Here is a 22,519-nt window from a genome sequence, read left to right on the forward strand (position 1 = left end):
ATTACCGTTTGTGGTTGGTTTAAGAAACTCCACTTTGGCACTTAGATGCCGTTAGGTAAAGCGAGGGCTCTCTGCTTTTCTGTCCCCCTCACTCCCCAGCAGGGAGGGAGGCGTCCATTACATCTCCAGAATTTGTCTTGTTCAATCGCAGTTAGATGTTGGGCCGCGCTTTGTGCCATTCAGTATCTCGCTGGTAGGCGTCCGCGATTTTTAAAATGGTGCTCTCGGCAAATGGTTTGCCAATCAATTGAAAAGCCAGGGGCATCTTGCGGCTTGAAAAGCCTGCGGGCACACTGATCGCGGGCAAGCCCAGATAATTCACCGCGCGGTTGGTATAGGTCAGCTGGCTGATGGATTGCAGCACAGTGCTGAGATCTCCGGTAGTCGTTGCAGCAATCGTAGGTGTATGCATGCGGGCTACCGGGACATGCAGGGCGTCGCAATGTCCCAGGCTTGTTTCCAAATACTCTTTGATGAAAGCATCTCTCGCTCTAAGCGCCTGAACATAATCAACACCAGATTGGCTAAAGCCGGGTTCGATTCTGGCGCGAACTTGATCGCTATAGTCTTGTGGACATTGTTCAAACCACTTTCGATGAACTTGAGCAGCCTCGGCCGTCAGAACGATCGCCGTCATTTCATGAATACGCAACATGTCTGGAACCTTAACCTCGACAAGTTCCGCCCCTCTTGCTCGCAATACTTCCAGACTGGCATCCAATGCGGAAGACATTTCCGGATCAAGGTTCTCGCGGTAAAAATCCTGGGGTACGCCGATACGCATACCTTTCAGATCGCCCGTGAGCGCAAGCTCGTAGTCTTCGTTGGGATGGGTCGTGCACCAGGGATCATCTGGATTGGGTCGGCTGATGTGCGTGAGCAAGCGAGCACAGTCACGCGCGGTTTGAGCCAGAGGTCCCACACAATCAAGCGTGTGGGACAGTGGGAATACACCGTCGATGCTGACACGTTTCGAGGTGGGTTTGATGCCTGTGATACCGCACATGAAAGCGGGCTGTCGAATGGAGCCGCCCGTATCGCTGCCCAGAGAGCCGAAAACGAGTCGCGCCGCGACGGCGATGCCTGAGCCACTCGAGGAGCCCCCGCAGGGATAATCTGGATTCCAGGGGTTGAGCCCATGACCATAGTGACCATTAAATCCGGTCGGGCTCATCGCAAACTCAGCCATATGCAAGGCACCGAGATTGACTTGCCCGGCGCGATCAAGTTCGTCGATCACCCACGCATTCTTTTTGGCGATGTTGCCTTTTAAAATCTTGGAACCGACATGCATTTCCTTGCCGGCAACCTCGATGAGATCTTTATGCGCCAGAGGAACCCCGTGAAGTGGGCCCATTGACAGTCCACTTGCCTGAAGCGCATCAAGCGCTTTGGCGCGAGAGATGGCCAGGTCATGATCAATCCGAAAAACGGCGTTGAATTGGCGACCAACGGTTTCTAGTCTATTGAGCGACCACTCGGTTAATTCTTTTGAGGAGAATTTTTTCTTAGTAATGCCATCTGCGGCGCTAACGAGGTCGAGATGCTCAAATTGACTCATAAGAAGATCCTGTGGAATGTCAAAAATAGGCTGGAAATCGGTAATCTCAAAATCTAGCATAACGCCGAAATCACCTTCGGCGCAGCTTATTTCCTCTATGTGGGCGATCCTTAAAAGGGCAGGTCAGGCTGATAGCTTTGTGTGTCCTGAGCGATCGAGGCGATTGGCATCAGACTGCCTGCCCGAACGCCCAGGAGACGTATTTTTTGATCAAGGGGAATGCGACGCAGGCACTCGGTTGCCGCCCGCCTGATCGCTCCGCCTTCATATACAGGCGCAGTCAAGGTGAGGTCGCGCGTCAACACCTGAAAGTCAGCATATTTGACTTTGATGCCAATCGTTTTGGTTGCATACCCTTTGCGCAACAGGTCTTCGGACAGTCTATTGCAGAGCTCAGTAAAAACGCTTGAGAGTCGCGCGCGATCCTGCGAGACATGCAGGTCACGTTCAAACGTGGTTTCCCTGCTCAGAGACTTGGGTTCCGAGGAAGTCACGACAGGTCGCTCATCGATCCCATGGGCGGCTTGATGCAGCCAATGTCCTGTGGCACGCCCAAAGTGTGCGATCAGCATCTGCGGTTCGGCAGAGGCAAGATCACCAATGGTATGAATGCCCAAACCTGCGAGTTTCTCATTCGCCTTTGGACCGATCCCATTGATCTTCTTTGCAGGCAATGGCCAGATGCGTGTCGATAACTCTGCATGATCCAGAATGGTCACACCATCAGGCTTATCCAGGTCTGAACAAATCTTTGACAGCAGTTTGTTCGGGCTGATGCCGATTGAACAGCTCAGGCCGGTGGCATCCCGAACCGCCTGTTTAATCCTTAAAGCCAAGCGATCAGTATCTTGATCCAGATCAGTAAGATCGATATAGATCTCGTCTATTCCTCGATCTTCGATCTGCGGTGCAATGGTGGCGACAGCTGTTTTAAACAGCCTGGAATAATGCCTGTAGGCCTCGAAGTTGGCGGGTAAAAGTATCGCGTCCGGTGCCAGGGCAGCAGACTTCATGAGACCCATACCGGAAAATACACCCAGTGCGCGGGCTTCGTAGGTCGATGTGGTGATGACGCCCCGACCCACATAGTCTCGCAAGCGTGCGTAGTGTCTGACTCCCGATTCATCCATTTTGGGTGGTTCTGTGCTTCGGCCGCCGACGACAACCGGCTTTCCCTTGAGTTCGGGAAAGCTCAGTAATTCGACCGATGCAAAAAATGCATCCATGTCCAAGTGTGCGATTCGGCGTCTGCGCGTCATGTTTTCAGTGTATTTGAAACCCACGCGTTTTTGAGAGGAGTCTCTTTGGCGGATGTTTTACACTAGAACAAACGAACCTCGCGCACCAAACGTGCGCATTACCTGGCCACTCTGATCATCATGAATTCCGCATCCCCAGACACTTCGACTGAAAATCTGCACGTTGCCGCTTTTCTTTCCATGCCCACGCCACAGGAGCTCCACGAGCAGCTTCCCTTGAGTCAACAGGCCGCCCGGACGATCAGGGCCGGACGGGACGCACTCAACAACATCCTGCGCGGAGAAGATAAACGTCGCTTTGTCGTTGTTGGACCTTGCTCGATTCACGATCCCGTCGCCGGTATGGAGTACGCCCGCAAGCTCAAAGCTTTGTCCGACGAGGTGTCCGATGTCCTGTTGATCGTCATGCGGGTATATTTTGAAAAGCCACGCACCACCGTTGGTTGGAAGGGCTACATCAACGACCCTCATATGGACGATTCCTTTCGTATTGACGAGGGAATGTCCCTGGCGCGCAAGTTTTTGCTCGAGGTCAATGAGCTTGGTTTACCGGCGGGTTCTGAGGCGCTTGATCCCATTACGCCTCAATATTTGGGCGATCTGGTCGCATGGAGCGCGATTGGCGCCCGGACCACGGAGTCACAAACACACAGGGAAATGTCTTCAGGCTTGTCGACGCCGGTGGGTTTCAAAAATGCGACAAACGGCGATGTGATGGTTGCAGTCAATGCCATTTTGTCAGCCGCCAGACCTCACCGTTTCCTGGGTATCAGCGGTGAGGGTCAGGTGTCGATCGTACACAGTACGGGCAACCCTTACGGTCATCTCGTGCTGCGTGGAGGTGATGGGCGTCCTAATTACGACACTGTTTCGATTTCTCTCGCTGAACAGGCAATGGTGAAGGCCAAAATTCGTCCCAATATTGTGGTGGATTGCTCACATGCCAACAGTTACAAGAAGCCGGAGCTACAGCCTCTGGTCATGTCCGATGTCGTCAGTCAAATCGTGGCTGGCAACCGTTCGATTGTGGGAGTGATGATCGAGTCGAATTTGGTGGCTGGCAATCAGCCGATCCAGGCGGATCAAAGCAAAATGATTTACGGCTGTTCAGTGACTGACGGTTGCGTCGATTGGGAAACGACCGAGGCAATGCTGCGAGATGCCGCGCGTCGATTAAGACCCGTACTGGGTTGAGGGCGTTTCGCTCTACTCCCGTATTCAGATCGATGGCTCAAACCCGTACAAACGTGCGGGATTGTGCACCAGTATCTGATTGATTACTTCCTGATCGTTTGTCCACACACTCAAACGGTCAAGCATGTTGGCATCATCGGGCTTGTGTGTTTCAGTCGGATGTGGCCAGTCGCTTCCCCAGACAAGTCTGTCGGGCGCTTTCGCGATCCAATGACGGGCGACTACGTCCACATCGCTAAAGTGATGTGACTCCCCAAGCTGGCTGTCCAGATAGGCACCAGAAAGTTTGATCCAAGTTTTTCCTGTCTCCAGTAAACGTTCGATCACCGCTACAGCTGGATGTTTGAGTCCAACTGGCTGCGGGAGTCTGCCCATGTGGTCAATCACAAGCGGGCAGGGCAGCCGTTCAAGCATGGCGGCGTGCTCCACAAACTGATCGGCTGTCCAGTGCAATTGAAGATGCCAGCCCAGACGCTGTATGCGGTTGGCGAGCGGTTCAACCATCTCAAAACTTGCCGCGGCGTTTTTGGGTGTGTAGAGTGAAAATCTCAGCCCTCTGATACCCACGCGGTTCAATTGATCCATGGTTTGATCTGACGCGTCACTGCGCAGGACCGCGACGCCTCGTGCCCGATCCAGGCCGAGCTGAGCAATAGCGTCGACGGTCACGCGATTGTCGCAGCCATAACTGCGTGGCGTCACAATAATTGCGCGACGCGTTCCCAGTCTTTGCTGCAGGAGCCGGTATTCATTGACTGTGGCCCGCTCGAGTGCGGATGCCGCATCCACGGCCTGTGGAAATCGATCGTCATAAATGTGCAGATGCGCGTCACAGGTGTTCTCTGGGACCTTTAGGGCTGGACCTTGTGTGCCCTTGCTATTGGGCACGACGATATCCTGCTTGTTTTGCTGAGTCGTGATCATGCGGTAACCATTAAGATTTTTTCTTGTTCTGACGAATCCTGCGCGCCTCGGTTTTGATGAGTTCAGTATGTTGCCCGAGGGTCGGAGCGGCAAAGGGCTCGGGGCCTGGCGTGCGCGTAAATCGCACAGAACGCTTCAGCGCCCTGTACTGTCCCACAACCGGATGCTGATAGGTGGCAATCAAGCCTTGGCTGAGGACTTGGGGATGGTCAAACATGTCTTCGATGGATCGCGCCGCAGCACAGGGGACTTCCTCGCCGAATAAAGCTTCCCAATCCAGCGCTGTTTTAGCGGCGAGTGCTCTGTGTAAAACAGGCACAATTTCAGTGTGATGTTGCGCCCGTTTGCGCACGGTGTCATAGCGCTCATTACCTAAAAGCTCGGTCATCCCCGTTTTTTCACATAATGCATTCCAGAAATGCGGAGTGTTAGCGGAGATATAGAGATAGCCATCTTTAGTGGGATGAATTCCGGTGATACCACCCGAGCGCATATCTCGGCCGACATCACGACCTTCGCTGTCGGCCCAAACCAGACGAGTCGACTGCATCGTCATGGCGGCATCCAGCAGCGATACGCCAACAAACTGCCCCAGACCAGAACGTTCCCTTTCAAACAGTGCCGAGGAAACAGCACCTGCGACAAGCGCCGAGGCATAAAAATCGACGACCGAGCCGTACAGGACTTCCGGGGGACCTTCTTTTTTGCCCTGGAGCATGGCCATCCCTGTCATGGTCTGCAGGACTTGATCGAAACCCGCCTTGTCTTTGAGCGGACCTGACTCGCCATAGCCACTCACTGCGCAGTAAATCAAGCGAGGATTCAACTCCCTTAACTGCTCGTAACCAATGCCGATACGCGGCGCGACAGTTGGTCTGAAGTTATGGACCAACACATCCGCGCTTTCGATAAGCGAAAGCAGTGTATCGAGATCCTCCGGATGTTTGATATCCAGCACCGCGCCCAGTTTGCTACGGTTGACGCCCAGAAATGCCCGACTTTCGGTCGCCAGACTGGAGGGATATTTGCGTAAATTATCTCCGGTCGGTGGTTCAATCTTGATGATCTCCGCACCTTGGTCAGCCAGTAACGAGCATCCATAGGGTCCCGCAATGTAGGCCGACATGTCGATGACCCGAATACCAGAGAGCGGTCCTCGCGGTCCGGTTCTGAGAGGCAAGCTTGATGGCCCTGTGCTTGGCGTTGTTTGATCTGCAGTGAAATCATTCATACTTATTATTCCGCTTGAATGTTCGCCATCGCAGCGACTTTTTTCCAGCGAGCCAATTCGTTGGAAATGTAGGCGCCAAACTCAGCCGGGGTCATGGAGACGGGACTTGCGCCTTGCTTCAGGAAGAAGGCCTTCATTTCCTCAGAGTTGATGATTTTATTGATCGTGGTGTTGAGTTTTTGTACGACAGCATCGGGCGTTCCGGCCGGCGCAAGCACGCCCCACCAGAGATCGACTGCACCCGATCCATATCCATATTCATCCAGGGAAGGTATCTTGGGTGCGATTTCCGAGCGTTTGGCGGTCGTCACGGCCAAGCCTCTGATCTTGTCATTGTTGACATGCGTCAACAGAGAGGGCGCACTCGCGATGATCATGTCAATTTGTCCGCTCATCAGATCGTTGACTGCGGGACCCATGCCTTTGTAGGGGACATGCGTCATTTTTATTTTCGCGACATCTGACAAAATTTCTGTTGCGAATTGATTAATACTCCCGACCCCCGAGCTGCCGTAATTCAACTTGCCGGGATTGGCTCGCGCGTAACTGACGAGTTCTGGCAAGGTCTTGAAAGGCGTGTTGTTTCCGACAGTGATGAGCAAAGGACCTCGGGCAAGCATCGACACTGGAGCAAAGCTCTTGACTGCGTCGTACTGTAGGTTGTCTCTGACAGCCGCACCCGTGGTGAAGGTTGAAGACAGCACGACGAGGGTGTAGCCATCGGCAGGCGCCTTGGCCACGAGCGCGTTTGCCAGCACGCCTCCCGATGCCGGTTTGTTTTCAACCACGACGGATACCCCAAGCGCGTCTTGCATATGTCGGCCAATCGTTCTGGCAAAGGTATCATTAGAGCCGCCGGGTGCACTGCCAACTAGCAGGGTAATTGGCTTGGTGGGAAAGTTCGTTTGCGCCACTGCGGCTGCAGGGATCAAGGTCGCCAGGCAGAGGAGTTTGAATAGTTTTTTCATCGGTAAGGTTCGCTTGAAAGATGATGAATGAAGAGTAGGGGGGTTAAATCAGTCCGAGACGTTTTGCGTTTTCAACGAGCTTGAGCGCGCTTTTGTAAAAGGGCGGATCGATCATTTTTCCGTCGACAACATACGCACCGATTCCTTGCGCATCGGCCTCCCGAGCGGCCTCTAAAATACGCAAAGCATGCGCGATCGCTTCGTCCGAAGGGCGGAAGGCTTCGTTTGCCATCGCAACTTGGCTGGGATGAATGCAGCTTTTCCCAACATAACCGAGTCTGGCAGCGAATGCAGCCTCCTCCATGAATCCCTCAGTATTCTTGATATCTGCGAAGGCAGAATCAAAAGCATTCACACCTGCTTCTGCGGCAGCGAGTTTGAGTTGCATCATCGCGAATTTAACCGCGAAGGTTTCCTTGCGTGAAATATTGATGGGTTCGAACAAGTCAGCCAACCCGAGCTGTAATCCGGCCACCCGAGGGTGGGCACTGGCGAGTTCATAGGCGGTTCGTAACGCTTTTGTGGTCTCGATATTTAATAAAATCTGGACGGGGGTTTTTCCGTCGCGGTTCACGCCATTGGCGCGTTCGGCACGCTCCACAAGTGCCACGGTATGTCTCACCGCATCTGGACTCTCTGGTTTAGGAAGATTGATCATGTTCAGTCCGGAGCGAACAACCTGAGCAATATCCTGTTCGAAATGCGGTGTGTCCATGCCATTGATACGTACGATGATCGTTTTTTGACTCAGGCGAACGGTTTCGAGATCCATCCATTCGCTCAGCCTCGCCCGCGCTTCGGCTTTCTTGGTTTCGGCAACAGCGTCTTCGAGATCGAAGGACAAGCCATCGGCCGCGCTGGCTAAGGCTTTATCAAAAAGTTCGGGGCGCGAGCCGGGTACAAAAAGTTTGCTTCTCATGTGGTGGCGAAGATTGGGGATTGGAGAAAGTCGCTAGTCTGCTAACCCTTATAGAATAGTCTAAGACTGACTTCTACATGTTCATCCGAAATAGTGTTGCAATGCAGCACGCGAACATCTATACGCCGGTGTTGAACTTGTATAAATTCCCTTGGCCTCACCGTAGTATTCTTCAGGCAATGTTTTTTGAGGAACCCTCCCATGTTCGCAATCAGACTAAAAAAATTACTGACAGGCGCCCTAGTGATCGGCATGAGTGCTGGTATGTCGTGTATCGCGCAAACTCAAACGAACGCCGCTTCTGGTTTCCCGAATAAACCCATCAAACTTCTCGTCGGGTTCGCGCCCGGAGGGGGGACGGACACTGCTGCAAGAACGATCGCCATCAAACTCAGCGAAATTCTGGGGCAAACGGTTGTCGTGGACAATAAGCCCGGCGCAGGCGGAAACATTGCGGCTGATCTTGTGGCGAAAGCGCCCGGGGATGGTTACACGATCGGTCTCGCGAACATTGGTTCACTGGCCGTCAATCCACACATGCCAAACGGCACACCCTACAACACCTTGAAAGATTTTGCGATGCTGGGCAATGGTGTGACATTCGGAAATGTGCTGGTCGTGCGTGCGGACTCAGACATCAAGACGTTTGCCGATTATCTGGTCGCGGCGAAAAGTACGGATAAACCTCTGTTTTATGGTTCTTCCGGCTTTGGCAGTGCGGGCCATCTTTCCGGCGAGCTGCTTAAACAGCGCGCTGACACGACCGCACAGCATATCAACTACAAAGGCGGTGGACCTGCCATGAATGGTTTGCTTGGCGGTGAGATTCAAGCTATTTTCGCAAGCGCTCCCACTGCCATCCCTCTGATTAAAGCCGGTAAACTCCGCGCGCTCGCGGTCACAGGCGCCAAGCGGGCCGAGTCTTTGCCTGATGTTCCGACGATCGCGGAACTGGGCTTTCCAGGTTACCTTGCGACAAATTGGTACAGTTTCATCGCACCTGCCAGCACACCAGCCCCGATCGTTCAAAAACTGAATGAAGCAATCGTCAAGGCGATTCGCGATCCTGCGACCCTGTCGCGTCTAAGCGCCCAGGCCATGGAACCGGATCCTTCAACCACCGAGGAAATGCGAGCCTTTGTAACTCAGGAGTATGACACCTGGGGCAAAGTGGTTCGTACACTTAAATTTTAATTTTTCAGGAAGCATCTTGGGCTCCACAATTGTTGAAAAAATTCTGGCCAGACACGCTGGCCGGGATCGCGTTCAGGCTGGAGAGGTTGTGATCGCCGAAGTAGATTACGCGATGGTGACTGATACTCGCGCAGTGAATACGATCAAAATGATTGATCGTTTTGGTGACAAACCTCTGCAGTTCGCGAAAAAAACCTCTCTTGTTCTTGATCATTACTCACCGCCACCGAATCAAGAAGCGGCCGATATTCATTCGCAGATGCGAACGTTCGCTGCAAAACGAGGGACGGGTCTCTACGATATCGGTGATGGAATATGTCATCAGGTGTTACCTGAAGGCGGACACCTGACTTGCGGCGATTTGGTGGTTGGAACAGATACGCACTCGGTGACGTATGGCGCCTTTAACGCCTTTGGAACTGGCATTGAGGGCACGGACGTTTCCGCGGTCATGATGAGTAGCAAGCTCTGGTTCAGGGTGCCCCAGACCGTACGGATTGATCTCAGAGGTGAATTGTCTCCGGGTGTTTGGGCCAAGGACATCACTCTCGCCATGCTGGGCAAATTCGGTGCCGAGGGGTTGAACTATCACGCGATCGAATATGTTGGCGATGCTGTTCGTGCGATGGCGATCGATGATCGCATGACGTTGTGCAACCATGCTGCCGAGCTTGGCGCAAAAGCCGCGATTCTTGAACCCGATGCAAAAACATTCGCCTGGCTTGAAGCGCATGGAGCCCGCGCGCCTCTGCCTACTTTCGCGGATGCTGATGCACATTACGCTGAGCGTTTTACGATCGATGTCGCCAATCTTGCACCGCAACTGGCGCGCAAGCACGAGGTCGACGATATCGTAGGCGTTGACCAAATCGAGAAGCAGAAAATCCAGTTTGCACTCATCGGAACTTGTACCAATGGTCGCCTTGATGATATTCGTCAGGCCGCTTCGATTTTGAAAGGACGCAAACTTGCCCCGGGCGTGCGTATGATTGTGACGCCAGCTTCGCGCCAGATTTATTTGGCGGCATTGAGAGAAGGGCTGATCGAAATTCTGACAACAGCCGGCGCCTCATTTGAGTCAGCAGGCTGTGGCACCTGCGTGGGGATCACGAACCGGCTGGTTCCCGGCGATGGTGATACCGTGATTTCGACAGCCAATCGCAATTTTAAAGGTCGCCTGACCAACAAAAACGCTGATATCTGGCTCGGTTCGGCCGCCACTGTTGCGGCCTCCGCGCTAACAGGGTACATCACGGATCCCCGGCTGGTGGAAGGCGGTACTTGGAGGTCGGCGGCATGAGCGAAACTTTACTCCTCTCAGGTTCCGCGTTTCTGCTCGGCGATGACGTCAATACAGACATTCACTGCTCCAATAAATATTTGCCGGGCAAGGATGTGGCTTACGTCGCCCAACATGCTTATGAACAGCTCGCGCCAGGCATTGCTTCACGTATCGCAAGCCAAGGGGGAGGGATTCTTGTGGCTGGCGAGCATTTCGGCATCAACTCGTCGCGCGAGCAAGCCACACATGTGATGCATGCAATGAAAGTGCGCGCGATCGTTGCCAAATCTTTTGGCCGACAGTTTTTTCGCAATGCCATTAACAATGGATTAGCGGTATTCGAATGCGATACTTCCTCGATTCTCGAAGGGCAGAAGCTTGAGCTGGATTTAGCCCGAGGCTTGCTGAGCAGCGAAGGTCGCATCCTCCAGAAAACACATCCTTTGCCCTCTGAGATTCTCGCGATTCTCTCAATGGGGGGCTTGATTCCGTTTTTACAAAAATACCCAGACTGGAATTTCGCATGAGCATGATTTCCGCATCCCAGAAGCGTCGTTCGTTACGCCAGCAGTTACTCGGTTCGCAGGCTGTACGCGCACCTGGCATCTATGACGGGTATGGCGCGCGACTTGTCGAACAGGCAGGTTTTACAGCTGTTTACATGACGGGTAACGGCGTGTCTGCGACATTGCTCGGACGGCCCGACGTCGGGTTGGTCGATCTGACCTTGATGACGGACCACGCCCGGCGCGTGGCAGCAAGTGTCAATATCCCCTTGATTTGTGACGCGGATACTGGGTATGGCAATGTTGTCAATGTCCGGCGTACGATCATGGAGTTCGAGGCCGCTGGTGTGGCTGCCATTCATATGGAGGACCAGGTTTCACCCAAACGCTGCGCGCAAATGCCGGGCGACCGGACAGTGATTGATTTTGACGAGGCCGTCGCCAAAATCGCAGCCGCCAGTGCGGCCCGTTCCGATCCGGACTTCGTATTGATCGCACGCACGGACTCAGCAGGGGCGCTTGGTTTGCAAGAAGCGATTCGGCGCACGCAGGCATTCGCTCAGGCCGGCGCAGATGCTGTTTTTGTCGAACTCAAGTCCAATCCTGACATTTTGAAAGACATTCTGGCCATCAAAGCGGGCGTGTCGGTACCGGTTGTTGTGAACGTCGACAGCGCAAAAGACCTGCGAAACCTCCAGTCATCTGAACTCAAGCAAGCAGGCGTGGATTTGGCAATATATCCAGCCATGGCGCGGGGTGTTTTTGGACACGCCATGAGTGCTGCGCTTTCGCATTTGCGTCAAGCTGGCAATATGGCTGGTTACGAGACCAACATGTTTACATCGGCTCAATACAATGAGGCGTTGGGGCTCAGCGAAGTCGAAGCCTGGGAAAAGCGCTTCGACTGAGTGAATGCATGTGCAGAAACAATTATTTAAAGAAATTTGGTGAATGCAGACACAGGTTCGCGTTCGCTAATGAGTGTGTTTTCTATTTTTGACATGTCTGCGTATCCAAGCGCCATGCCGCACATCAAGACCTCGCTTTGCGGAATACCGGTCGCAGCGCGAATGGTATTGTGAAATCGATTAAATGCAGCTTGCGCGCACGTATCGAGTCCGCGACCGCGTGCGGCGATCATTAGGCTCTGGAGAAAACATCCAAAGTCAAGCCATGAGCCTGTATTCATCGTGCGATCAATGGTGAAAAACATGCCGACGGGTGCGTCAAAGAAAGTGTAGTTGCGCCCATGTTGCGCATGCATGCCGGCTTTATCCTCGCGCCCCAGGCCCAGTAACTTGTATAAATCCAGACCGACTTTGCGTCGCCGCTCAATATAGGGTGAATCCCACTGGGTGGGATAGTATTTGTAGTCTTCGGTGAGCGCCTCAAACTGCGCGGGGTCCTGATAGACCTTGAGGATCTCTTTTGAGACACGGTCTTTGATCTCTCCCGTCAGCACGTATACCTTCCAGGGTTGAGTATTCGAGCCGGAAGGTGCGCGAGCCGCGACTGCTAGCATTTGTTCGATGTCTTCCCGCGCGACGGGTGTGGGTAGAAAGGCCCGCATTGAGTGACGTGAGGTAATCGCTTGGTCGACGATTTTTTGTTCGTTGCTCTGAATCATGATGACTTGTCTCTGCGTGTAAGTTGTCTTTCATTACTGTAGTACATTTTTGTAATCAAACAATCGCTCAAATGATCAGGGGAGACATGAGATGGGTGTGGAGGCAATTGAGGCGTTCAGGGATAGTGCCCAAGATCTACTGAGTCGTCAGAATACGATTTCTAGATTACGTGAATTGCGTGACTCTGATTCAGGCTTTGACCGTGCCAGTTGGCGTGAATTGTCCAATGCTGGCTGGCTGGGTGTTCTTGTAGGCGAGGAGGATGGCGGACTGGGTCTTGGCTTGAGAGAGTTTTCCGCGATCGCCGAACAGGCGGGCCAGTATCTATTGCCAGAGCCTCTCATCCCCTGCGCTGTGCAGGTCGCGATCGTCGTGAGCCGCTCGCATCCCAGTCCTTTTCGCACGTCATTACTGGAACAGTTGACGGCCGGCGAGCTGGTTTGCGGTCTTGCATGGCAAGAGTCTGTGGGGCAACTGGAGTGTCCATCACAGATTCAAACGACTGCTGTGCGTGGCGAAAATTCATGGTTGATTCAAGGCGCCAAGCAGTTCGTGACACCCGCAAGCGGAGCTGATGGCTGGGTGGTGTTGGTGCGCGCGCAGATCGGCTTGATGCTTGTGTGGGTGCCTGCTCAGGCTTCGGGAGTCACCCGTGAGGATCTGCGCTGCGTCGATGGAAGCATCATGACAAAGATCAGCTTCAATGCTGTCAGCATTCCGGATTCGCATGTCTTGATGTCTGGTGATGTCGTGCGGGCGATCGTCGATGAAGCAAACGATTGCGCGCGAATCATCCAGTCCGCGGAATTGGTCGGCGTGATGCGAAAAGCTCTGGCAATGACCCTCGATTACCTCTGTACTCGGTCACAGTTCGGCAAACCAATCGGTAGTTTTCAAGCGCTCAAACATCGTGCCGTCGACGCTTATGTTCAAGTAGAGCTTGCCTCTGCTTGCTTGGAGGATGTGCTGCGTCAAATAGAGACGATCGGTCACGCGATCAGCGTGACACCGCCGAGCGAGCATCGCGGGTTGGCTGCCCTGGCGAGTCGAGCCAAAGCCCGTTGTTCTCACGCAGCGTTGCTAGTCACACGGATGGCGATTCAGTTTCATGGCGCGATGGGTTTTACAGACGAGTGCGACATCGGCTTGTATTTCAAACGTGCCTTGTATCTGAGCGCCTGGTTGGGCAATCAGAGCCGTCACAGACAACGCTACCTTAAACATGTCAAATTCGAGGCGAATGAGTCAAGCGCGACCGAGGTCATGGACTTTCCACGAGACGCCGATTGGGATGACATGCCAGAGGCAGATTTCAGAAATATGTTGCGCGGATTCTATGCCCAACACTATCCAGACGCCATGCGTAATGTGCCCCGTCGACTGCATTGGCATGAGATTGAAAACTGGTATCGCACCTTGTCCGCACAGGGATGGGTCGCGCCGGCATGGCCCAAAAAATTCGGCGGCATGGGCCTGTCACCCGAGAAAATGATTGCGTATGTCGAGGAGCAGGAGCAGTACGGTGTTGCCCGCGCACCGGATATGGGTATCGTGATGATCGGTCCCTTGCTGATCCAGCGCGGCAGTCCAGAACAGCAGCAAAAGTTTCTTCCTAAAATTCTTGCAGGCGAACACATCTGGTGTCAGGGATATTCTGAGCCAGGTGCGGGATCAGACCTTGCTGCGCTTCGCACCGAAGCGGTTCGCGACGGAAACGACTTTGTCGTAAACGGACAAAAAATTTGGACGACCTTGGCTCAAGATGCGACGCATATGTTTGCCCTGGTGCGGACGGATAAAGAGGCCAAGAAACAAGCTGGCATCAGTTTTTTGCTGATCGATCTGAGCTTGCCAGGTATCACCATTCGTCCGATCAAAGACATTGTGGGTTACGAAGAGTTTTGTGAGGTTTTTTTCGACAATGTTCGAGTGCCAGTTGAAAATCTTGTCGGAGAGCTCAATCAAGGCTGGACGATCGCCAAGGCTTTGCTTGGATTTGAGAGAATTTTTCTGGGGAGTCCCAAACAGTCGCGCTATGCTTTAGGTCAACTCACAACCTTGGCGGAGCAAACGGGTTTGATGGACGATGCGGTGTTTGCAGCCCGTTATGCAGAGCTTTGTCTGGACGTGGCTGATCAGATCAGTGCCTATACGCATTATGCTGATATGGTCAAGCGAGGGGAACCGTTACCGCCTAGTGTCTCTCTGCTCAAAATATGGGGAACTGACACCTATCAACGCATTTGCATGACGATGGTTGAATACGCTCAGGAACATGGCGCGACCGGTCATACAACTGATCTTGTGGCCTCTGGAATGAATATTCCCGCCATCATGTTTAATTCGATTCCATCGACAATCTACGGTGGCAGTACTGAAGTGCAAAAAGAAATTATCGCTAAACACGTGTTGAAACTGCCTGACTGAGTCAGAGCGCGACACACTCTCAAAGGGGTTGAAATTTTGGAAACGATTAAGTTTGAGATGCAAGACGGTGTGGGTACGCTGACTTTGAATCGGCCCACACGTAAAAACGCGATCGACGCTGTGATGCGCGAAGAGCTGAAAGAGGTTGTCTTTTCACTTCCGCAGAACCGTGACTTGCGTGCTTTGATCATCACAGGTGCAGGCGGTACGTTTTGCGCCGGAGGGGATATCAGTGTCATGGGAGCGGGTACGCTCGCGCCCGAGGAGGGCCGTCACCGGATGCGCCATGACTACCTTTCCTGGATTGAGACCTTGCTTCGCCTCGAGATTCCTGTCATTTCTGCGGTAGAGGGCGCCGCCTTCGGCGCAGGCTTTAGTCTGGCATTGACGGCTGATATTGTCTTGGCTGATTCAAGCAGCCGATTTTGCATGTCTTTCATGCGTTTGGGACTGGTGCCGGACTGCGCGGCTTTTTATACCTTGCCCCGCATCGTGGGCACTCAACGCGCAAAGGAACTCGCTTTCTCCGCCCGGGAGTTGAATGCCGAGCAGGCACATGTACTCGGCATCGTTCTTGAAGTTTTGCCACAAGGTCGTGTCCTGGAGCGTGCGCAGCAAATGGCTCGCTGTTTTGCGCTCGCCGCACCCGCCGCGCTTGCGATGACAAAACGCGCAATGAATGTATCGATGAATAGCTCTCTGGATACCATGATGGATATCGAGGCTGACGCGCAGGCTGTGGCGCGAACCAGTCAGTGGCATACGGATGCTGTGCAACGGTTCCTGAATAAAAAACCTTCCGCATTTCAATGGCCGGGAAGCCTGGACTGATGTTCGAGCCATCCGCCCAAACTCGGAGGATTCCACTCGTTCTGGTGGTGGGGGAGAGCGTTTCGGTGACCCGGGCTTTTCTGAACAATGTTCTGACTCACCCTACGTTTGTGGATAGCGTTGTGATGGGGACTCGACCGGACGAGTCCGTGTCTGTAGAACCTCTTCGTCATCCGCGCGTGATGACACTGCCGCGTTTGGAGCCGAGTTTGCAATCGGCTGCGCAAGAAAATTGTCTGTGTTGCGGCATGCATAGCGCGCTTGGCGATGCCTTGCGTTCGCTTTTTTTCGAGGCGCTGAGGGACCGTAAGAAACGGCTAGAGCGTGTCTTGATTGAGTCTGACACCATTGAAACCGCACAGTTGACGCATACTTTGCGTCATACCCCTTTTCTTGGGCAGCGTTACTTTCACCAGCACACTTTTAGGGTGAGTGACCCAGTTGATGACGCTAAAAACTTGTTAGAAATATTGAACGCGCGCTGAGCATAAAAAAGACATCTGGAAAATAGTTTGTTCAAAAGCTTGAAGATCCAGAGAGGTATGCAGTAGAATGCAAACATACCTAGTGCATTGTTTGGAAAGCTTATAGCTGAGTCAATGCATTGCTTTGTTAGTGTTTTGCTTGGTAAGCAGCCTCTGTTCAAGCATATTCAGATATGCGAAATCAACGCCAGAGCGATTTTAATTAATACCAATCAATATATTGAAACCATATAAGACCTTGATTTATAAGGCTTTGATAATTGGCTTCGTGCCGTCCAGATTGCGAAAAAACAGTCGTACCCGTATCAACGACTTCACATCTAATAGCGTTTGGTTTTTGCCATGAACGTCTATTCGAGTTGTGTTTAATCAATATTTTATGTCGTTGTTGTGCGCGCGTGATTGCAAGCGCTGTGACATTTTGGTCGCGTTGGACGTGCGAATTGATCCAGTTTTGATTTGTGTTCAGTGAAAGAAGTGGACACTGAAAATAAAACTGGCCGAGCGCCATAAGCGATCGACCAGTTGTATTTGGTTGCGGGGGCAGGATTTGAACCTACGACCTTCGGGTTATGAGCCCGACGAGCTGCCAGACTGCTCCACCCCGCGTCTGAAGAATGAAGTATAGCGTATATCCCGTTTAGGGACAAGTTGCCTTCGGGCGAGTAAAGGAAAAAGAACTTTCATGAACGATCGGCAAGACATGCAGAGCGAGTCGCACGAGGCGCCTACTCAAGATGATGTGCAACAAAGCAGTGCTTTGGTCGTCACAGAAGAAACAAGTCCAGATGAAGCGACAGCCTCTGATGGAGCAACAAACACTGATGAAACGGTAGAAATTGAATTGGCCAAGCGTGTGGTTGAGACTGCGCTTCTTTGCGCCTCCAGTCCCATGCCCTTGTCAGAGCTTCGAAAGCTTTTCGAAGAAGAATCGCAATCTTCGCGTCGTTTGACCGAAGTGCTTGAGTCCATCCAGCAAGACTGGCTCGACAAGGGAATGGAGCTCGTCGAACTTGCCTCTGGTTGGCGCTTTCAAAGTCGTGCCTCCATGCAGCGCTATCTCGAGAGGCTGAGTCCGGAGCGTGTTCCCAAGTACTCTCGTGCCGTGATGGAAACGCTCGCGATTATTGCGTGGCGCCAACCCGTGACGCGCGGAGACATTGAGGACATTCGCGGTGTCACGGTTTCGTCTCAGATTATCAAAACGCTCGAGGATCGTGGCTGGGTCGAGGTGATTGGTCATCGCGATGGTCCTGGACGTCCTGGGCTTCTGGGGACGACTAAACAATTTCTGGATGATTTAGGTTTGCGTGCTCTGGATGAGTTGCCCGCACTCGGAGCAGCTGAAATGTCTGAAGCATTACAGTCTCTGACATTGGAAGCCGCTGCACTTTCAGGGGCGGCGGCCTCATCCGCGCAGAGCGAACATCTGGAACATCAACAAGATATTGCACTTGAAGCCTCAGAAGTCGAATCTGAAACGTCAGAGGTTCAAGCTGAAGTGATAGAAGTTGCAACTCCCGAACTCGATTCGGTTGAGCTAGATGTCGCAGAGCACAGTGACCTGGAAATATCGAACGAAGAACCCTCGGACGAAGTGCAGCCTGAATCTGTTGAGTCAGCCGAGTCTGTCGAAAAGCAAAACACACATAATACAAATCTGGAGTCCAAGTGACTAAACCGAATATCGAAGAAAAAGTCGTGAGTGCCCAAGAAGAGGGTGCGGTAGCCGTCAAAAAGGCCGTGCGCAAAACACCCGCAAGAAAAAGTGCAGCTAAAACGGCGACTCCCGTCGAGTCGTCCTCAGACTCTACATCAACACCTGCTGAGGTTGTGGTGCGTAAAACCACCGCCCGTAAGTCAACCCGAGCCTCGGCCCGGGTCGTTGCTGAAGAGGCAGCAGCCATCGCTCCAGCGATGTCCGCAGAATCTTCTCAAGCCCCTCAGGCATCTGAAGTCCCTGCTCTCAAACCTGCCCGCAAACCCAGGCAGCCTCGCGTCCCCAAAATAGATGTCGCGCACGCTGAAACCTCAAGCGTTGAAGTGACACCTCAAGTCGTCGTGGCACAGGCCGTCGTACCCGAAGTGCCTGCTGCAAGCTTTGCGCATACTCCTGTTGAGGCTCAAGCTGTAACAGACGTGGGTAGCGCATACGACGCTGGTTCTGTCACGCCTAAACCGCGTGGTCGAAAACTGCGCACGCCCTTCCGACGTCGCCGCAGCGACTCCCCGGAAACGGGACGCCCTTCCGAGGACACACGTTCTTCTGCGCGGTCGGACTATGTTTCATTTGACGAAGATGTCCGCGATGTTGTGGATCTGGGTGATCCCGTCGCGGCCGAGAAAGAAGCTGAACAGGCGCTGTCCTATTTGAGTCAAGCCGACCGGATGGAGCAGCGTCTGAACAAATATCTGAACAGCGATGTTCTGATGCCAAAGTTGCATAAAGTGCTTGCGGATGCGGGAATAGGCTCGCGTCGAGAGATGGAAGAGCTCATCATCGCCGGACGTGTTTCAGTGAACGGCGAGCCCGCGCATATCGGGCAGCGTGTGGGGGCAAATGATGCCGTGCGCGTCAATGGTCGTCCGATTACGCGCACGAACACTAAAAAGCCTCCCCGAGTGATTCTTTATCACAAGCCGGCCGGTGAAATCGTCAGTCATGATGATCCGAATGGTCGTGCAAATGTCTTCTCGCGTTTGCCTAAAATGAAGGTCGGTAAATGGTTGTCGATCGGTCGCCTGGATCTGAATACGGAAGGATTGCTGATTTTTACAACGTCGGGTGACTTGTCGAATCGCTTGCTGCATCCTCGTTATGGCAACGAGCGTGAGTACGCGGTGCGCGTGCTTGGTGAACTCGGGCCTGAGCAAAGGCAGTCATTGCTGGATGGTGTGACCCTTGATGATGGTCCGGCCAGCTTTGGCATGATCGAGTTTATTGGCGGCGAAGGCAGCAACCGCTGGTATCGCGTGACTCTCAACGAAGGCCGCAATCGCGAAGTCCGACGGATGTTTGAGTCTGTTGGTTTGACCGTGAGTCGACTGATTCGAACCCGTTTCGGAGACATTGTGTTGCCGACGACATTGCGCCGCGGCCGATGGGAAGAGCTCGATTCCAAACTGGTTTCTGCCCTAATGGTTCAAGTCGGTCTCCTGCGCGATGATGATTCGGCGGATGGACGTTCACGGTCGCCCAAGCAACCTGTTTCGCATGACAGCGCGCTGCCACCTGGCTTTGGCACACTGGAAAGAAATGGTACGCATGGCGCAAAAGTCGGCCGACGTGGCAAAGTCCAAGGTGGTCGCACCGGAAAGCCGGGTCCCTTTGTTCATCCTGTCGAGCATGCGCCAGCAGTTCTGACTGTAGGTGGCGGTTATGCCAACGGTCATCCCGGCGCAGGTCGTGGTGGTCGAGGCAAGCCCTCCGGCCCACATGGCGCAGGCCCGCGCGGTCCTGGTTTCGGTGGCGGCAACAAGTCGGGAGGCCCCAAAGGCGCGGCCCGTCCAGGTCGTCCCGTTGGGCCAGCGGGCGCGGGCAGGGGGCCTCAGCAAGGCCCCGGAGCTCAGGCAGGTGCCATGGGCAGAGAATATTCGACCTCGCAGGGGGCGGATCAGGGTCGTGAGTTCAGTCGCGAGCCCGGACAGGGGCGCCCGCGCGGACCTGGCGGTCCAGCCGGGCAAGGTAGACCGCCTAAACAAGGAGGGCGCGGTCCTGGCAAACCTGCTGGAGCCCGTGGCAAACCTGGCCAAGGTGCCGGGACAGGTCGACCTGCTCCGAAAGGTGATGACTGGCAGCCACGCGGTGCTTCCGCTCATGAGTCGCGACTTGGTTTTACCAAGTCGTCTCGCGGTGGACGCTAGCAGCAAGCTCACGTAAATGGTTGCTGCGTCAAGACTTTTTCCATAAATCATGCTAGAATTTAGGGCTATCGAGCATTGTCTGCGAGCACTATCCGCGTCAGGATAGATCCAGCGGGTAGCGCTCCACCGAGCCCGGCTCTGGTTGCAGCGCCTTCGGGCACAGGTCGACAAATTTGTTGTAAATGGGCTGTTTTCAGCCCTTTTTTTTTGGACGTATGGCAGATCTTTTTACAATTACGCAGCAGGCTTTAGCCTCCATGGATGTCGAGTTCATCGACATTGAGCGCGCAGCGCTTGGCCTTTTGCGCGTCACGATCGATCGGCCCGAAGGAATTCGGATCGAAGACTGCGAGCAGGTTTCAAAGCATCTGTCACGTGTGTTCGAAGTTGAAAATATTGATTACCGCAGGCTTGAGGTCGGCTCGCCTGGTGTGGATCGTCCCCTCAAGACTGAGGCGGATTTCAAGCGTTTTATTGGTGAGCGCATCGAAGTCAAGTTGCGCGAAGCGGTAGACAATCAAAAGGTTTTTTCTGGCGAATTGGTCGATCTGAGTGGATCTGCCGACGCTACGGGTACCGGGGCGGTCTTGCCTTTCGGTATTGAGTTTGAGGCAAAAAAAGGCGAGGTTCGGCAGGTGGCGTTTGCGTTTTCGGATGTAGAACGCGCCAAGCTGAATCCTGTTCTGGATTTCAAGGGCAAAAAGCGATGAGTCGCGAAATTCTTCTGTTAGTAGACGCGTTGGCGCGTGAAAAAAACGTGACACGAGACGTTGTGTTCGACGCACTCGAAGGTGCTTTGGCATCGGCCATGAAAAAGCGCTTTAAAGAGGACGCCGACATCCGCGTGTCCGTCAATCGCACCACGGGAGATCACGAAGGCTTTCGTCGATGGCTGGTGGTGCCTGACGAGCAAGGTCTGCAGGAACCTGATCAGCAGGAAATGCTCTCCGATGCGCGTGAAATCGTCGCTGACATCGAAGTCGGTGAATACATCGAAGAACCGCTTGAGCCAATCGAGTTCGGCCGTATTGGTGCCCAGGCTGCCAAGCAGGCGATCTTGCAGCGCATTCGCGATGCCGAACGCGAGCAGATCCTGAACGACTTTTTGGACCGCGGCGAAATGATCGTCTCGGGTTCGATCAAGCGCATGGACAAAGGCGATGTGATTGTTGAAACGGGCAAAATCGAGGCGCGTTTGCCCCGTAGCGAAATGATTCCCAAAGAGAATCTTCGCGTCGGTGACCGTGTTCGAGCCTGGGTATTGAAAGTCGATCGCACTGCGCGTGGTCAGCAAGTCATTTTGTCTCGTACGGCTCCCGAGTTCATCAAGCAGCTTTTTGAAAATGAAGTGCCCGAGATTGAGCAGGGACTTTTGGAAATCAAAGGTGCTGCGCGCGACCCAGGCGTGCGCGCCAAAATTGCTGTGGTGGCTTATGACAAACGCATCGACCCAATTGGAACATGCGTGGGTATGCGTGGTTCGCGTGTCACCGCTGTGCGTAATGAGCTGGGCGGAGAGCAGGTCGATATCGTGTTGTGGTCCGAAGATCCTGCCGAATTTGTGATCGGTGCTCTTGCACCGGCAAACGTCGAGTCGATCGTCGTTGACGAAGATCGCCACGCGATGGATGTCGTGGTGGATGAGGAAAACCTCCCCAAGGCGATCGGATCGAAAGGACAAAACGTTCGTCTGGCTTCCGAGCTCACGGGTTGGCAAATCAACATCATGACACCCGAAGAAAGTCAAAACAGGCAAGAGCTCGAACGCGCCCAATTGCGCAGCACGTTCATGTCGCGTCTGGATGTGGACGAGGAAGTCGCCGATATTCTGATTGACGAAGGCTTTACGGGCCTCGAGGAAATAGCTTACGTTCCGATGCAGGAACTGCTCGAGATCGAGTCTTTTGATGAAGACACGATCAATGAGCTTCGTACGCGTGCCCGCAATGCGCTGCTGACCGAGGCAATTGCCCAGGAAGAGCGTGTTGAGACCGCGCAAGATTTGCTGTCGCTCGAGGGCATGACCCCTGAGCTCGTCGCCAAGCTGGCTGCTGGCGGAGTCACGACGCGGGATGATCTCGCTGAGCTTGCCACCGATGAGTTGATTGAAATGTCGGGTCTCGAAGAGAAGGTCGCGAGTGATTTCATCATGGCTGCCCGTGCGCACTGGTTCGAAGATCAGTAAAAAGATGTCAGTCGGTTGGGCGGCATCGGCCGCCTCGCGCTTGAAGTTGTAACGCTGTAAA

The 22,519-nt window shown here is 53.6% G+C and carries 19 protein-coding genes and 1 tRNA gene; 12 read left to right on the forward strand and 8 right to left on the reverse strand.

Going from position 1 to position 22,519, the window contains the following annotated elements; genetic code table 11:
• Positions 1–151: 151 nt before the first annotated feature.
• Positions 152–1,561: an amidase gene (locus QWY30_RS14375; protein WP_290242159.1), complete on the reverse strand. Its 1,410-nt coding sequence runs from the start codon at positions 1,559–1,561 to the stop codon at positions 152–154.
• Between the two features lie 110 nt (positions 1,562–1,671).
• Positions 1,672–2,820, reverse strand: a complete 1,149-nt coding sequence (dinB, locus tag QWY30_RS14380) for a DNA polymerase IV (protein ID WP_290242161.1) — start codon at positions 2,818–2,820, stop codon at positions 1,672–1,674.
• A 120-nt stretch (positions 2,821–2,940) separates the two neighbouring features.
• Here dinB and QWY30_RS14385 point away from each other — a divergent pair, with 120 nt between their 5' ends.
• On the forward strand, positions 2,941–4,014 hold the full coding sequence (locus QWY30_RS14385) for a 3-deoxy-7-phosphoheptulonate synthase (RefSeq protein WP_290242163.1): 1,074 nt from the start codon (positions 2,941–2,943) through the stop codon (positions 4,012–4,014).
• Positions 4,015–4,038: 24 nt separating this feature from the next.
• Here the strand turns inward: QWY30_RS14385 and QWY30_RS14390 are convergent, their stop codons facing one another.
• The 4 genes from QWY30_RS14390 to QWY30_RS14405 are packed head-to-tail and all read right to left on the reverse strand — an operon-like array spanning position 4,039 to position 8,056.
• Positions 4,039–4,938, reverse strand: coding sequence for an amidohydrolase family protein (locus QWY30_RS14390; RefSeq protein ID WP_290242165.1), 900 nt, complete (start codon positions 4,936–4,938; stop codon positions 4,039–4,041).
• A gap of 10 nt (positions 4,939–4,948) precedes the next feature.
• Positions 4,949–6,169, reverse strand: a complete 1,221-nt coding sequence (locus QWY30_RS14395) for a CaiB/BaiF CoA transferase family protein (protein WP_290242167.1) — start codon at positions 6,167–6,169, stop codon at positions 4,949–4,951.
• 5 nt (positions 6,170–6,174) lie between these two features.
• Entirely contained in the window at positions 6,175–7,137 is a 963-nt protein-coding gene (locus QWY30_RS14400) for a Bug family tripartite tricarboxylate transporter substrate binding protein (RefSeq protein WP_290242168.1), read from the reverse strand.
• A 43-nt stretch (positions 7,138–7,180) separates the two neighbouring features.
• Positions 7,181–8,056 (reverse strand): HpcH/HpaI aldolase/citrate lyase family protein, encoded by an 876-nt coding sequence (locus QWY30_RS14405; protein WP_290242170.1) that lies wholly within the window; start codon positions 8,054–8,056, stop codon positions 7,181–7,183.
• 201 nt (positions 8,057–8,257) lie between these two features.
• Here QWY30_RS14405 and QWY30_RS14410 point away from each other — a divergent pair, with 201 nt between their 5' ends.
• From QWY30_RS14410 to QWY30_RS14425, 4 genes are read left to right on the forward strand one after another with little or no spacing between them, the layout of a single operon-like run.
• On the forward strand, positions 8,258–9,250 hold the full coding sequence (locus tag QWY30_RS14410; protein WP_290242171.1) for a Bug family tripartite tricarboxylate transporter substrate binding protein: 993 nt from the start codon (positions 8,258–8,260) through the stop codon (positions 9,248–9,250).
• A gap of 16 nt (positions 9,251–9,266) precedes the next feature.
• Positions 9,267–10,550 (forward strand): 3-isopropylmalate dehydratase large subunit, encoded by a 1,284-nt coding sequence (locus tag QWY30_RS14415; protein ID WP_290242175.1) that lies wholly within the window; start codon positions 9,267–9,269, stop codon positions 10,548–10,550.
• Positions 10,547–11,059, forward strand: a complete 513-nt coding sequence (locus tag QWY30_RS14420; protein ID WP_290242176.1) for a LeuD/DmdB family oxidoreductase small subunit — start codon at positions 10,547–10,549, stop codon at positions 11,057–11,059. Before QWY30_RS14415 ends, QWY30_RS14420 begins: the two co-directional genes overlap by 4 nt.
• Complete coding sequence (locus QWY30_RS14425) at positions 11,056–11,946, forward strand: isocitrate lyase/PEP mutase family protein (RefSeq protein ID WP_290242178.1); 891 nt, start codon at positions 11,056–11,058, stop codon at positions 11,944–11,946. Before QWY30_RS14420 ends, QWY30_RS14425 begins: the two co-directional genes overlap by 4 nt.
• 26 nt (positions 11,947–11,972) lie before the next feature.
• Here the strand turns inward: QWY30_RS14425 and QWY30_RS14430 are convergent, their stop codons facing one another.
• Positions 11,973–12,665, reverse strand: coding sequence for a nitroreductase (locus QWY30_RS14430; RefSeq protein WP_290242180.1), 693 nt, complete (start codon positions 12,663–12,665; stop codon positions 11,973–11,975).
• Positions 12,666–12,756: 91 nt separating this feature from the next.
• Here QWY30_RS14430 and QWY30_RS14435 point away from each other — a divergent pair, with 91 nt between their 5' ends.
• The 3 genes from QWY30_RS14435 to QWY30_RS14445 are packed head-to-tail and all read left to right on the forward strand — an operon-like array spanning position 12,757 to position 16,409.
• Positions 12,757–15,093 (forward strand): acyl-CoA dehydrogenase family protein, encoded by a 2,337-nt coding sequence (locus tag QWY30_RS14435; protein WP_290242182.1) that lies wholly within the window; start codon positions 12,757–12,759, stop codon positions 15,091–15,093.
• A gap of 36 nt (positions 15,094–15,129) precedes the next feature.
• Positions 15,130–15,924 (forward strand): enoyl-CoA hydratase/isomerase family protein, encoded by a 795-nt coding sequence (locus QWY30_RS14440; protein ID WP_290242184.1) that lies wholly within the window; start codon positions 15,130–15,132, stop codon positions 15,922–15,924.
• A complete protein-coding gene (locus QWY30_RS14445; protein ID WP_290242185.1) occupies positions 15,924–16,409 on the forward strand; it encodes a hypothetical protein in 486 nt (161 codons plus the stop codon). The genes QWY30_RS14440 and QWY30_RS14445 overlap by 1 nt, the downstream gene beginning before the upstream one ends.
• A gap of 532 nt (positions 16,410–16,941) precedes the next feature.
• Here the strand turns inward: QWY30_RS14445 and QWY30_RS14450 are convergent.
• Positions 16,942–17,018: transfer RNA gene (locus QWY30_RS14450), tRNA-Met, on the reverse strand.
• A gap of 76 nt (positions 17,019–17,094) precedes the next feature.
• Between QWY30_RS14450 and scpB the strand changes: the two genes are divergently transcribed.
• The 4 genes from scpB (at position 17,095) to nusA (ending at position 22,458) form a co-directional block, all read left to right on the forward strand.
• Positions 17,095–18,084 (forward strand): SMC-Scp complex subunit ScpB, encoded by a 990-nt coding sequence (scpB, locus tag QWY30_RS15975; protein WP_435433416.1) that lies wholly within the window; start codon positions 17,095–17,097, stop codon positions 18,082–18,084.
• On the forward strand, positions 18,081–20,273 hold the full coding sequence (locus tag QWY30_RS14460; RefSeq protein WP_290242188.1) for a pseudouridine synthase: 2,193 nt from the start codon (positions 18,081–18,083) through the stop codon (positions 20,271–20,273). The genes scpB and QWY30_RS14460 overlap by 4 nt, the downstream gene beginning before the upstream one ends.
• Positions 20,274–20,488: 215 nt before the next feature.
• The gene (gene rimP / locus QWY30_RS14465) at positions 20,489–20,983 is read left to right on the forward strand and encodes a ribosome maturation factor RimP (protein ID WP_290242191.1); all 495 of its coding nucleotides are present in this window, start codon (positions 20,489–20,491) and stop codon (positions 20,981–20,983) included.
• A complete protein-coding gene (nusA, locus tag QWY30_RS14470) occupies positions 20,980–22,458 on the forward strand; it encodes a transcription termination factor NusA (RefSeq protein WP_290242193.1) in 1,479 nt (492 codons plus the stop codon). Before rimP ends, nusA begins: the two co-directional genes overlap by 4 nt.
• Positions 22,459–22,519: the final 61 nt, after the last annotated feature.

Source organism: Zwartia panacis, assembly GCF_030410395.1.
Classification (GTDB): domain Bacteria; phylum Pseudomonadota; class Gammaproteobacteria; order Burkholderiales; family Burkholderiaceae_B; genus Zwartia; species Zwartia panacis.